The following is a 12,135-nucleotide window of genomic DNA, read 5'->3' on the forward strand; positions in this document are numbered from 1 at the left end:
CAAGAATTTATACTGAACCGAAAAAATTATAGAGCTAATAAAGAAGTTATAGCTTTTTATTTGCGTTATGAAATGTATAAACTTGTTGTCTTTGTCTCTCTATTAGACTGGTAAATATTCAAAAGTATATGTTAAATTTCAGACATTAAATACTTAGAAAAAAGGACATATTTAGATGGATAAAAATTCTGATAGACTTACGTTAGTGCCATATTTCCCGAATGAAAAGCAGACTCTTAAATGGTACCAGGATCCTAAAATCTGTAAGCAGGTAGATAATATTGATACCGTTTATGATTTAACTAAATTACGTCGAATGTATGAATATTTGTCAGTGCATGGGTGGTGCTACTATATTCAATATCAAGGGAAATTGATTGGTGATTGTACTTTGCTAAAAGACGGTGAGATATCAATCGTGATTTGCAAAGAATATCAAAACTTGCATCTTGGTAGAAAATGTGTCGACAAATTGGTGCAGCTTGCAAGAATTCAGAAAATGACGCAAGTGAAGGCTCACATATATGACTTTAATATTCAAAGCAAAAAAATGTTTACAAGAATGGGGTTTAAAGAGCAACAACCTGACTGGTACTCTTATGATTTATAGATCAAAAATATTCATGTTACCAAGTAATTCATACAAACAATCAGTTGGTGTGATGTCAGATAAGCACTCGTATTAGAAAAATGTAATCATCAGTAATTAAAGACTGTAGTTGAATCAAATAATTAACTCAGCGTATAAAATGCTGAGTTAGACAAAAAAACAACGAGCAATTCTCTCGTTGTTTTATGGATCATTTTGATCAAATTTTTAGTTTATCTTTAGTTATAAATACCAACTTGATTAATGTGGGCCAATTCCAGAACTGGAGATTGAGCGAGGTCCAGACTAACATCACAGCCAGCATGGATACCATTATTTTCGCCATTAAGCCAGTGGGTATTATTAGTTACGTCATAGACAGTACCATTAAATGCAATATAAGCTGGACGTCCATTTTTACCATTGTAATTTGATAGAGTTTCTTTAGTAAATTTTCTCATATAAGAAGCTCCTTTCTAATAAGATCTTGATATATCAATGGTAACACTGTGTCACCTTATAGCAAGAGATACGAAGGAGTCTTATGCTTTTCTTATGAAAGATGACCACGCCACCCAGCAATATCCCAATCTAGAAAGTCATAATTAAGCTTTTTACCATAAATTTTCTCGTAGGCAGCAACTTTTTGTCGGTAGTCGAGTTCCATCATCTTATGAGCGTTTTCGTTGGCGTTTAGAGAAACGTCAGGGAAGATTGGTGGTAAAACATGGACAATATATTTGGTCTCATAAAAATTAGGATCTTTCTTTTCGATTTTAGGTAGATCCTTAATCTCGACAAAAGTGGAGATTACCGGTACATTTTGTTTAGCCGCAAAATAATAGGCACCACGTTGTAATTTGCGAGGCTTGCGATAATTCCACCACATCTCCTGTTCTGGATAAATTAAAACCCAATTATTTTTAGCTAAAGCTGCACTGAGGTGCTTAGGAAATTCATTTCCAATATAGCTAGGACTCTGAACTAGTGGAATAGTGCCAACATAATTCATTAAATAGCGGAAAAATCCCGGTAGCATTAGGTTAGTATCTTCAATTACAATTGAAAGCTGATGGTGCATCTTGTTAGCGAGCAGCTTCATTGGTAAAGAATCAACCTGATTGTAGTGGTTAGAAGTTAAAATTGCGCCACCAATAGGTAAATTATTTAGGTTCTCTAAACCTACAAATTCAGTTGATCCAGCTAATGCTCTGGATAAAGTACCAAATAAGAGATGTCCAATACGATTATTAAGCTTACTTGAAAAAGTGTTACGCTTATTCCAATAATCATTGACCAATTTAAGGCGCTGATCTAGGGACATTTGGGGATCGCCGATTTCTACTTTTGCTGTGAAGTTGCGTTCATTAGCAGCTTTTTTTATATTTTTAATCACTGCCTCACGATTATCGCCAAAAATCATAGTGTTACTGCCTCTCGTTTCTTAACTTTTGCCCAATTATTAGGATCTTGCTCAGTTTTGTCTTCCTTAGCAAGCATATGATCCAATTTTTCGCGGTCTGCTGCACGCTCGTCATCAGTATAATTATTGAGTTCGTTCTTTAATTCATCGAAAAACTGCGTTTGTTTGGCACTATCCCAGAAGTACTGTGCATATTGGACATTAGCAAAATGCCATGGCTTAAAGAAAAGATTATAGTGAATCAGACCAGGATTAGTTAAAGGTTCAGTATTTTCATTTGGCATAGCATCCCAGCGAGGATTTAAGTGCAAAATTCTGCCTTCCCCGATTTCATTTAAATAGTCTTGATCAGGAGCAATACAATCAAAATGATACTTTTCTAAAAGTGTCATAAAATGGTCAATAAAATGTTCAGCGCGAAAGGCCCTAGCATTCATGACGAGCATGCCAGAGTTAATGTATTTCTTGGGGTCAAGTGCCAGGACATTTTTGATGTATTTTATCATCTTGTCTACATATTGAATTGAGGAGTCGGTGCAAGCAGCAAATAAATTATCACCCAATTCGGAGTTGTATAGTTTAGCAAGATCGTCGTTTACAATTGTGTCGCTATCAATATAGATCACCTTATCATATTCGGGAAAAAGTTCTGGAATAAAGAGGCGATAAAAAATCGACATGGTAAAAAAGTCAGCGCGAAGAAAGTTTTCCTTACGATTTTGAATAGGTTGTACAAGTTGATCATCAATATGGAAAAACTTCACATGAACGTTTGAACTGCTAAGATCAGACAAAGCTTTTTGATGCTTTGATGAGAGATCTTGATTTAAAAAGTAAACAGTATAATCCTTATTTGGATCTGTATGTTTGACTAAAGAATTAAGAGAAACAGCAGCGTATTTGGTAAAGTCATCGCTGATACTGTAAAAAATAGGAATTGTCATAAAATTACCTTTCTTAGATTTTAACTGATTCCGTTTGTTTAACCTTAGCCCAAGTATTTGGCTCTTTGACAATCATGTCAACTTTTTTGGCCATCCATTCTAGGTCAGCTCGGGCCTTTTGACGGTCTTCATCAGTAAAGTTGTCTAATTGCTGCTTTAGTTCATCGTAATACGGCGTAGTTTTAGCAATATCCCAGAAATAATGACCATATTGAACATCAGCAAAATGCCATGGTTTGAAGAAAAGATTGTAGTGCACGATCTTAGGATCTTGAATTTCAGGAATGCTTTCATTTGGCATAGCATCCCATTCTTTAGGTAGGTGATAAATCTTATCTTCGCAAATTTCATTCATGTAGGCTTGATCAGGGTCAACGTTATCGAAATGATATTTATTCATTAAGTAGTAGAATTTATCAACAAACTTTTTGTCTCTAAAGGCCTTCATATTAAACAGAATTACACCATTATTGATGTATTTTTCTGCAGGCAAAATTCCCTGACATTCTTTAATGTACTTTTGTAAAAGTGGCATGTAACGAATTGATAAGTCGGGACATGAAGCAAACATGTTGTCGGCGATATCAATTTCGTACATTTTAGCAATATCAGTACAGATAATAGTATCTGCATCAAGATAAACTGCCTTGTCATATTGAGGGAACAATTCTGGAATGAATAGCCGGTAGAAAATTGACATGGTAAAGAATTGAGCACGTAAGTAGTTTTCCTTGGTATTATGGATTGGCTTAACCATGTCATCGTCGATATGAAAGATTTGAACATGAATATTATCAGTTGAAAGATCTTCTAAGCTCTTTTTGTGCTCATCAGATATCTGTTGGACTAAAAGGGTAATCGTATAGTCCTTCTTGGGGTCAGTATGGTCAATTAATGATTTAATTGAAACATATGCATATGGCGTATAATTATCGCTAATTGTGTAAAAAACAGGAATGGTTTTCAAAATAAGATCCTCCTAAATTATTTTTTTAAATTATTTCGTAATTTGAGATATTCGTTAAGCAAATCATCATATTCATGTAAATGAAGTACACTGTGTACGCGATCAACATCCCATGGCTTAACTGTTTGAGTATGGAAATAAGGCCAAAACCTAAAGCTAGTAGTGAAATGTTGAATTTTGGTGTTTTTTTGCAAATGATATTGCTCATTATAACGGCGTGGTGCTACTCGCTTGGCTACAGCTAGCTTGTTTATTGCTGATTGGTCGGGCAAAAACATTTGCTTAACTTGCATCATATGCCGCACCTCGGCAAAGAGACCAGTTTGTTTAATTTTCTTCATATTCAGCAACAAAACGCCAGAATTAAGATAATCAAATGCGCGCTTGGTCTTAAGATTGTGGAAGAAGAAGCGACCCCAATAATCAAGTACGCCCACTAATTCGATTCCGTTAATATCCTCATTGTAAAAAGTTGTAATATCACCGCGAATGACAATGTCATCGTCTAAATAAAGAATGCGATCAGGAATCTGTGGCAATTGGTCTGCAAATAAACGCAACATGGCATATGGCGTGAAGCGAGTATTCATGTTAGCGGTTGGCGGTTCCTGTTCAAATAACTTGGTGCAGTCAATTAATTCAACTGTACTGTTAGGATTGGCTTTTTTTACTAAAGAACGTAAAAAATCAGCCGCATGTTGTGAGAAAGGGTGATATTTACGTTCATCACTGTGTGCCTCCATCGTTAAAATATAAAGATGCAATTCTTGAGCACCAGAATTTTTGATTAAAGATAAGGTGGAAATCAAAACGCCATCTTGAGCATTTTCATCTCCACAAAAAAGAATATTCATGATAAACTCCTATTTTTTATTTCTTTTGAATATATTGACAATATTCATAATCGCTATTTTTTGCACGCTGCTTCATTACCTGCCAAATTTCATCGTGAAGCTTATTTTGAGCTTCCTTACGGCTTAAATTTGTATCCGGGTAAAAGGGCCCATCAATGTAAATAACGGCACTAGGTCGCTTGCTAAGCCACTTTTTATGGTAGGTTTTGGTCATGACGAAACTAGGCGCATTTAATTTAACTGGAAAGTGCATGCTTGTTGCATCGAACGGGCGAATCTTCGTGTAATAGGGCCAGACATGAGCTTCAGGGTAGATGAGAATCTCGCCCTTTTTATCCTTAATCACAGTTTGAATGGCTTTAATTAGTTTGAGCGATTGCTTCATATTTTTGCCAACAGGCAGACCGCCGTAGCGTACAAGATATTTGCCAATGAAGGGGATGCCCCAGTTAGCTTGATTAGCAATAGCATAAAAATTTTTGATTGGAAAAATTGTGAGCGAGGTAAAGACATCCCCCATGGGTCTAGTATGGTTGCCATAAATAAAATAGCCCCCATTGACTTGCTTAAGTTTTTCTTGACCAACGACTTTTACATGATCGAAGAAGCGGAAAACCACCCAACCAAAAGCGCATGCTAAGTGACGAGCGGTAGTGGACCAGATTCTAGCTCCAAGAGAATTAGGTAGAATAACGTAATTATCGGGTAGACTGAAATTTTGATCGTGACTATCGACTACATCATCGGTTGTTTTTTGGTAATAATAAATCCGTTTCATCTTGCCCTCCATGATACTTATGTATCCTATGATACCATGGAAAAAAGCCTAATTCCTAAGACGAGAGGAATGCTGAAAGAAAATAAAAAAGATTCGTAATTTCATGATTGAAAAATACGAATCTTCTGTAAAATAGCATAAAAAAAGCACCGCCTTCTTGCAGTGCATCTTTCATATTATGGGTGGCCAGGGGATCGAACCCTGGACCCACGGATTAAGAGTCCGTTGCTCTGCCAGCTGAGCTAGCCACCCATATTTGTTCATCAGCTCCCGCCGACATTTAAATATATTACCAGTAGTTTTATAATTTGACAAGCTTTTTTTGAAAAAAGTTGAAAAATAATTTGAAGCTAGCAAAAAGCGCCCATAATGGCCGCTTTTTTACTAAAGTTTATCTTGAATATGATAGGCTGTGCCTTGCTGATCATGCTTCATGTGATCTGCATAGTAAACAGCATAGACACCGCTTTGATCATTTTTGGCAATCACAATTTGGCGCCCTGTTGGACGTTCTGCCTTAATGATTTGAGCACTGCGGCGTGCTTCTTTAAAGTCGTGTGAAGATGCGATGGCATCCCCTGGATTAAAAAATACAGCTTCGTTCATTGTAAAGCCCCCTCGTACAAATTCTAATTTTATTTTACCAAGAAAGCCCTTTCTAAATCCAATTTAAGAAACAAAAAAAGAGATAAGATCAACATCTTATCTCTTACGAAAAATATTATGGGTGGCCAGGGGATCGAACCCTGGACCCACGGATTAAGAGTCCGTTGCTCTGCCAGCTGAGCTAGCCACCCATGTCGTTGAATCAATCAACAGATATTATTATGCTATTGTTGATAAGAAAATGCAAGCTTTTTTTGAAAAAAAACAAAAATTTTTGGCTAATGTTACAAAATTCAGTATAATGTAAGGGCAAAGGAGGCATTCCCGATGCCAAAGAAGATTCTCGTCGTCGACGATGAAAAGCCGATTTCTGATATTATCAAATTTAATTTAACTAAGGAAGGCTTTGATGTCGACACCGCCTATGATGGCGAAGAAGCTGTTAAAAAAGTTGACGAATACGACCCGGATCTAATGATTCTGGATTTGATGTTGCCCAAAAAAGATGGGTTGGAAGTTGCGCGTGAAGTTCGTCAAACGCATGACATGCCAATCATCATGGTAACTGCTAAAGATACTGAAATTGATAAAGTCTTAGGACTGGAAATGGGTGCAGATGACTACGTAACCAAGCCGTTTTCTAACCGGGAATTAGTTGCCCGTGTGAAGGCTAACCTGCGTCGTCGTGATATTGTTAAAAAAGCAGAAGCTGCCAGCCAAGAAGAGACCGATAAGAATATTAAGATCGGTAACTTGGTCATTATGCCAGATGCCTATATTGTAGAAAAAAATGGTAAGAAGATTGAACTTACTCACCGTGAATTTGAACTTCTTTACTATTTAGCTCAACATATGGGACAAGTTATGACTCGTGAACACCTGCTTCAGACTGTTTGGGGTTATGACTACTTCGGTGATGTGCGGACTGTAGACGTAACGGTGCACCGTTTAAGAGAAAAGATTGAAGATAATCCAATCCAACCTCAAATTTTAGTTACCCGTCGTGGTGTTGGCTATTATGTAAAACAGCCGAGTGAAGAATAATAAAGAAAGCCACAGAACTGTTATGGTAGTGGCTTTCTTTTTTATATTTTTTAGATATTGAATGAGTAGAATGAAAAAATTCAAAGCAAGATTAAATAGTACATTTAATTCCATTAATACTAAAATTGCAATTGTGTTCATGCTGATGCTACTGGCAACAATTGAAGTTATTGGAGCTTATTTTACCCGTCAATTAGAGCAAAATAGCATTGAAAATTTCCAATCATCAATCCAGATTCAGACTATCGTCAGCAATCAGTTAGCTAATCAGTTGACCAGTGATAATAAAAATACTAATGATCGCTTGAATCAAATTGTTAATGACTACAATAATGATGCAATTAGTGAAATTATTGTTGTCGATAATAAGGATACGATTCGTGCCGTTTCTAACTTAAATGATAAAAGTAAGATCGGTCAACGGATTAACAATACTGATGTGAAGCAGGTTATTTCAACTGGACATCAAATTAATAAAGTGGTCGATGATCATGGCAATTACATGATTCAAATATCGCCGTTGACTAGTGGCAATGGCTCTAACAATACTGTTGGTGCTGTCTATGTTAAAGCTAGTATGCAAGATGTCTTTAACAATTTGCGCCAAATTTCATTGACTTTCTTGATTGCGTCATTGATCGCGGCTTTATTAGGTGCATTTTTGTCATTGGTTATTTCCCGGGCAATTACGCAACCGATCGAAGAAATGCAGAAACAAGCATTGCATATTGCTGATGGTGATTATTCAAGTCAGGTAAAAATTTATTCCAATGATGAACTAGGGCAATTAGCTAAAGCATTTAATACCCTGTCCGTACGAATTGAACGCTCACAAGAAGAGTCTGATAGTGAACGGCGGCGACTAGATAGTGTTCTGTCACACATGAGCGATGGAGTTCTAGCCACTGATCGTCATGGTAACGTCAGTGTGGTTAATCATATGGCACTAAACTTTTTAAATAAAAAAGAAGACGAGGTTATCAATAAGCCGATTGCTGAAGTACTGGGACTAGAAGATACTTCGTCACAAGATTTGATTTCTAGTCAAAAAGAGATCGTTATTACCCTTGATCCAGGTACGCGGGATGAAATTATTTTGCATGCTAGTTTTTCTTTGATTAAGCGGGTAACTGGCTTTGTATCAGGGTCAGTTTGTGTATTACACGATGTAACTGAGCAACAAAAGAATGAAGATTCACAAAGACAGTTTGTTTCTAATGTCTCACACGAATTGAGAACACCTTTAACAAGTTTGCAGGCTTATATTGAAGCTCTTAATGAGGGTGCTTGGAAGAATCCAGAGATTGCTCCTAAGTTTTTGGAAGTTACTCAACAAGAAACTAGTCGGATGATTAGAATGATCAATGACTTGTTGAGTTTGTCTAGAATGGACCGTGGCGTTTCAAAAATGGATCTAGAATTTGTTAACTTAAACGATTTTGTTAACCATATTCTTAACCGTTTCGATATGATTGTTAAAACAGATAAAAATAAAGAAAAGAAGAAATACACAATTAAGCGTGAATTAGGCAGTCAAGCCTTATGGGTGGAAATCGATACCGATAAGATGATGCAGGTAATTGATAACATTATGAACAATGCAATTAAGTATTCACCTGATGGCGGTGTAATTACTGTTAGAATGACCCAAAACCAAAATCATGTTATCTTAAGTATTTCTGACCAGGGCTTGGGTATTCCAAGAAAAGATCTGGGTAAAATCTTTGACCGCTTTTACCGAGTTGATAAGGCACGTTCCCGGGCCCAAGGTGGTACCGGCTTGGGCTTGGCCATTGCTAAAGAAATTGTGGAAGCTCACCATGGTAAAATTTGGGCTGACAGTAGCGAAGGCAAGGGGTCTACTTTCTATATTTCCTTGCCATATGAACCGATGACAGAGGAGGATGATTGGGATGAAGTTTAAATTCAAATTCGGTGAATTTTTCTTAGGCTTAGCTACACTGATCGTCATTGTCCTCTCAATTGTGCTTTGGATCTTTATTATGACTAGTGATCAGCGCTTTAGTAATATTGGTCAGCAAAATCAAAATAATATCACTAAAGAGCAAACGCGTAGTCACAATTTTAAGTCATTATATGATTTATATATTCCAACTACTTCATATGGTTTTGCTAATGGAAATTTGTGTCAGCTATATGATTCAAAAAATAATTTGACTTTAGAATTTACCAAAGAGATAAAAAAAGCCAAGGCCACTAATAAAATTAAGAAAATAGTTGATACTAGAACTAAATATGAAGAGTATTTAAACAATCCCAACTATGTGCAGTTGGTTTATCCAGATGAAATTACTTTCTCCTTATTTAACCAGTTGAATAATGCCGCAAATGATAACCGCGAGTTTAACCGCTTCTTTATCTCGCAGTCAAATCACTGGATTTATTTGGGAAATGATCAGACTAATGAAATTTATCAAGTAAAAATTGCTGGCGCAAATTTTGATAAACTACGTAAATATGCACGTAATGCTAAGAGCAAGTATCCAGTTAGATTAGTTCGTTTAAAGGAAGGCTATTCACCGTTTTACATCAAGACAATGAATGCTAAAGTTTATAGTTACTTGACTAATCATCAATCGTATTCTTACTTTGTTTCGCGTTTATTAGGTACATCTGGCGTTACTAGTAAGACTAATAAGAATGGTCAAACGGTGTATTCTTTGAACTACTATACTCGCTTAAGAGTGCCAGATTCTAATTCAGGTGAGCATAATTATCTTTATACTCATTATGAAAAAAATAAGATCCCCAATACTACTAACCGCTTATTAGATAGCGTTTATTATGTTCACCAATTGGGTTTAACCGAGCAAGATTTACGCTTCTTTGATGCAGATGGTGCTAATGTTAGTTATCTAAACTATATTGAAGGGATTCCTGTTTTCTTAAATAAGCATGATTTGCAAGTCAAGACGACCTTTTCAACAGATTCGATTAATGTGGCCTTTAATAGTGTAAACTTCCAAATTCCAATTCCGTTTGATGGTCAAACTAAGCGGTTAAAACCAACCCAAGATGTTGTTGATGAATTAGTCAATCACGGCCTAAAGCAGGAAGATATTCAACGAATTATCGTTGGTTTTGCTGAAGAAAAGGATTCAAGTCACCATAGTTTGATTAACTTGATCCCAACGTACTATATCAAAGCCTACGATGAATGGAAGAGCCTAGGTGAATGGGAAAAGCAAGACGTATCTACCTACCGTGAAGCTGATCAGTTAACTGTTAACGAAAGGGGAAAATAGAAATGGACCATAAACGAATCGAATGGCTATTTTTCGTTGTTTTCTTTTTAATTGATATTTATCTTGGAATCGAAATTCTCCGTTCTCCCGTTAATTTAAGTAACGCTGATACCACTACTCGCAGCGTTGCTAGCATCCGCAATGAAATGAAGTCAGACAATATTGATTTGCCCGATAAGATTTCGGATGCACCAGATTCTGGTTATTATTTAGCTACCAAGAATCGTGACTACCTTTCTGGCAAAGTTAGCTCGCTGACTAATGTAAATGCCCGCTATTCTAAAAGCGATAATGTGCTTTATGGTGAACCAAGACAAGCAGTCCTTTTGAGTAAAAAACCTAAGGAAGCTTTAGAACAAATTGAAGATTTTAAGAATGATTCGAAAAATATTCCTTATGGTAAAGAATTCAAGTATGAACCTGATATGTCGAGTGAAGACAATTATGTTTTTGTGCAAAACTCAGATTATGGTGAAATTTATGCTAACTCGGCCCAATTGAATATCAATGTAAAAGATAATCAGATTATTAATTTTACTGAAACATATATGGGGCAAGCTAGTCCAGTGCGTGAATTACAGTCAACCATCAGTGCTTGGCGTGCTGTGCGTGCGATGTACACTGATCGTGAGTTGACTAATAATTCGCGCGTAACGCAGGTAAAATTAGGTTACTCCAAACTGACAGAAGTACGTGGCAGCACAATCTTGTTGCCAACTTGGCTGGTTTGGGTAGAAAATAAGACAACTAAAAATATCACGATGAAACGTATTAATGCATATACGGCACAGATGCTACAATCGAGTACCTATAATGTAGAAAAATAGAAAGGATAAAAATTGAAGGTTTCCGTTTTAGCAAGCGGCTCGACCGGCAATACCAGTTTAATCGTTACAGGCCAGCATAAAATCCTGATGGATGCTGGCCTTTCTGGTAAGAAAACTAAAGATTTGCTAGCCGAAGTTGGAGTTGATATTAACGAGATTGATATGGCCTTTTTAAGTCATGATCATACCGATCATAGTGGCGGACTCGGCGTGTTGATGCGCCGTTATCCTAAGATAGATGCTTTTGCCAATAGTGGGACTTGGCAGTATTTATTGGATACGCAAAAAATAGGTAAATTACCGGCTGAACAAATGAATACAATTGAACCAGGCCAAACTAAAACTTTTGGTGATGTTGATATTACTGCCTTTGCAACTAGTCATGACGCAGCTGAGCCGCAATATTATGTGTTTACTAGTGGTGGTAAGCGGGTCGCTTTTTTAACTGATACAGGTTATGTATCAGAAGAAGTTGAAGGGACAATTGAAGATGCTGATGCCTATATGATGGAATTTAATTATGATAATATGATGCTCAGAGATGGACCATATTCCTGGGCACTGAAGCAGCGAATTTTGTCGGATGTAGGCCATTTATCTAATGACGAAGCAGCCCAGGCATTAGTTGATGTAGTCACACCTAAAACAAAGCATATCTTTTTAGCGCATCGCAGCCAACATAATAATACGGAGTATTTAGCTCACGAAACGGCAAAGGAAATGCTGCTTGAGGGGGATGCAAATTTGGATGATGATGTTAAGATTATTGATACAGAACCTAATCAGCCTACAAAATTAGTTGAAATTTAGCAGTTTTCACAACATTTTTTCATATAA

General features: G+C 36.6%; 13 protein-coding genes and 2 tRNA genes. 6 read left to right on the top strand and 9 right to left on the bottom strand.

Annotated features, from left to right (window positions below; genetic code table 11):
- Nucleotides 1-175 precede the first annotated feature (175 nt).
- The gene (locus tag CP367_RS01320) at nucleotides 176-610 is read left to right on the top strand and encodes a GNAT family N-acetyltransferase (RefSeq protein WP_005723985.1); all 435 of its coding nucleotides are present in this window, start codon (nucleotides 176-178) and stop codon (nucleotides 608-610) included.
- Between the two features lie 218 nt (nucleotides 611-828).
- Here the strand turns inward: CP367_RS01320 and CP367_RS01325 are convergent, their stop codons facing one another.
- From CP367_RS01325 to CP367_RS01365, 9 genes are all read right to left on the bottom strand, one after another.
- Nucleotides 829-1,050 carry a cytochrome b5 domain-containing protein gene (locus tag CP367_RS01325; RefSeq protein ID WP_005726080.1) on the bottom strand — a complete coding sequence of 74 codons (222 nt, stop codon included), beginning with the start codon at nucleotides 1,048-1,050 and terminating at the stop codon, nucleotides 829-831.
- A 92-nt stretch (nucleotides 1,051-1,142) separates the two neighbouring features.
- Nucleotides 1,143-2,012, bottom strand: coding sequence for a lysophospholipid acyltransferase family protein (locus CP367_RS01330; RefSeq protein WP_013085637.1), 870 nt, complete (start codon nucleotides 2,010-2,012; stop codon nucleotides 1,143-1,145).
- Complete coding sequence (locus CP367_RS01335; RefSeq protein WP_005726082.1) at nucleotides 2,009-2,956, bottom strand: glycosyltransferase family 8 protein; 948 nt, start codon at nucleotides 2,954-2,956, stop codon at nucleotides 2,009-2,011. Before CP367_RS01335 ends, CP367_RS01330 begins: the two co-directional genes overlap by 4 nt.
- Before the next feature lie 13 nt (nucleotides 2,957-2,969).
- Nucleotides 2,970-3,923 (bottom strand): glycosyltransferase family 8 protein, encoded by a 954-nt coding sequence (locus tag CP367_RS01340; RefSeq protein WP_089145645.1) that lies wholly within the window; start codon nucleotides 3,921-3,923, stop codon nucleotides 2,970-2,972.
- A 17-nt stretch (nucleotides 3,924-3,940) separates the two neighbouring features.
- The gene (locus tag CP367_RS01345) at nucleotides 3,941-4,777 is read right to left on the bottom strand and encodes a glycosyltransferase (protein ID WP_065991057.1); all 837 of its coding nucleotides are present in this window, start codon (nucleotides 4,775-4,777) and stop codon (nucleotides 3,941-3,943) included.
- Between the two features lie 16 nt (nucleotides 4,778-4,793).
- A complete protein-coding gene (locus CP367_RS01350; protein ID WP_013085640.1) occupies nucleotides 4,794-5,555 on the bottom strand; it encodes a 1-acyl-sn-glycerol-3-phosphate acyltransferase in 762 nt (253 codons plus the stop codon).
- 179 nt (nucleotides 5,556-5,734) lie between these two features.
- Nucleotides 5,735-5,807 (bottom strand) — tRNA-Lys (locus tag CP367_RS01355).
- A gap of 132 nt (nucleotides 5,808-5,939) precedes the next feature.
- A complete protein-coding gene (locus CP367_RS01360; RefSeq protein WP_089145644.1) occupies nucleotides 5,940-6,161 on the bottom strand; it encodes a hypothetical protein in 222 nt (73 codons plus the stop codon).
- Nucleotides 6,162-6,279: 118 nt separating this feature from the next.
- A tRNA-Lys gene (locus tag CP367_RS01365) sits at nucleotides 6,280-6,352 on the bottom strand.
- Between the two features lie 136 nt (nucleotides 6,353-6,488).
- On the opposite strand from CP367_RS01365, the gene yycF reads away from it, so the two are divergent.
- From yycF to CP367_RS01390, 5 genes are all read left to right on the top strand, one after another.
- The gene (gene yycF / locus CP367_RS01370) at nucleotides 6,489-7,205 is read left to right on the top strand and encodes a response regulator YycF (protein WP_005720459.1); all 717 of its coding nucleotides are present in this window, start codon (nucleotides 6,489-6,491) and stop codon (nucleotides 7,203-7,205) included.
- Nucleotides 7,206-7,275: 70 nt separating this feature from the next.
- Nucleotides 7,276-9,129, top strand: a complete 1,854-nt coding sequence (walK, locus tag CP367_RS01375) for a cell wall metabolism sensor histidine kinase WalK (protein WP_005720460.1) — start codon at nucleotides 7,276-7,278, stop codon at nucleotides 9,127-9,129.
- Entirely contained in the window at nucleotides 9,110-10,471 is a 1,362-nt protein-coding gene (locus tag CP367_RS01380) for a YycH family regulatory protein (protein ID WP_089142959.1), read from the top strand. The genes walK and CP367_RS01380 overlap by 20 nt, the downstream gene beginning before the upstream one ends.
- Before the next feature lie 2 nt (nucleotides 10,472-10,473).
- Entirely contained in the window at nucleotides 10,474-11,298 is an 825-nt protein-coding gene (locus CP367_RS01385; RefSeq protein WP_005720462.1) for a two-component system regulatory protein YycI, read from the top strand.
- 12 nt (nucleotides 11,299-11,310) lie between these two features.
- Nucleotides 11,311-12,108 carry an MBL fold metallo-hydrolase gene (locus CP367_RS01390; RefSeq protein WP_068813796.1) on the top strand — a complete coding sequence of 266 codons (798 nt, stop codon included), beginning with the start codon at nucleotides 11,311-11,313 and terminating at the stop codon, nucleotides 12,106-12,108.
- Nucleotides 12,109-12,135 lie beyond the last annotated feature (27 nt).

The organism is Lactobacillus sp. UMNPBX16 (genome assembly GCF_002553775.1).
Taxonomy (GTDB): Bacteria; Bacillota; Bacilli; order Lactobacillales; family Lactobacillaceae; genus Lactobacillus; species Lactobacillus crispatus.

Bases quoted from the DNA above. Each gene is read 5' to 3' on its own strand.
- CP367_RS01385 (WP_005720462.1), top strand. From the start codon at position 10,474: ATGGACCATAAACGAATCGAATGGCTATTTTTCGTTGTTTTCTTTTTA.
- CP367_RS01350 (WP_013085640.1), bottom strand. From the start codon at position 5,555: ATGAAACGGATTTATTATTACCAAAAAACAACCGATGATGTAGTCGAT.
- CP367_RS01320 (WP_005723985.1), top strand. From the start codon at position 176: ATGGATAAAAATTCTGATAGACTTACGTTAGTGCCATATTTCCCGAAT.
- CP367_RS01330 (WP_013085637.1), bottom strand. From the start codon at position 2,012: ATGATTTTTGGCGATAATCGTGAGGCAGTGATTAAAAATATAAAAAAA.
- CP367_RS01360 (WP_089145644.1), bottom strand. From the start codon at position 6,161: ATGAACGAAGCTGTATTTTTTAATCCAGGGGATGCCATCGCATCTTCA.
- CP367_RS01380 (WP_089142959.1), top strand. From the start codon at position 9,110: ATGATTGGGATGAAGTTTAAATTCAAATTCGGTGAATTTTTCTTAGGC.
- CP367_RS01345 (WP_065991057.1), bottom strand. From the start codon at position 4,777: ATGAATATTCTTTTTTGTGGAGATGAAAATGCTCAAGATGGCGTTTTG.
- CP367_RS01325 (WP_005726080.1), bottom strand. From the start codon at position 1,050: ATGAGAAAATTTACTAAAGAAACTCTATCAAATTACAATGGTAAAAAT.
- yycF (WP_005720459.1), top strand. From the start codon at position 6,489: ATGCCAAAGAAGATTCTCGTCGTCGACGATGAAAAGCCGATTTCTGAT.
- CP367_RS01335 (WP_005726082.1), bottom strand. From the start codon at position 2,956: ATGACAATTCCTATTTTTTACAGTATCAGCGATGACTTTACCAAATAC.
- walK (WP_005720460.1), top strand. From the start codon at position 7,276: ATGAAAAAATTCAAAGCAAGATTAAATAGTACATTTAATTCCATTAAT.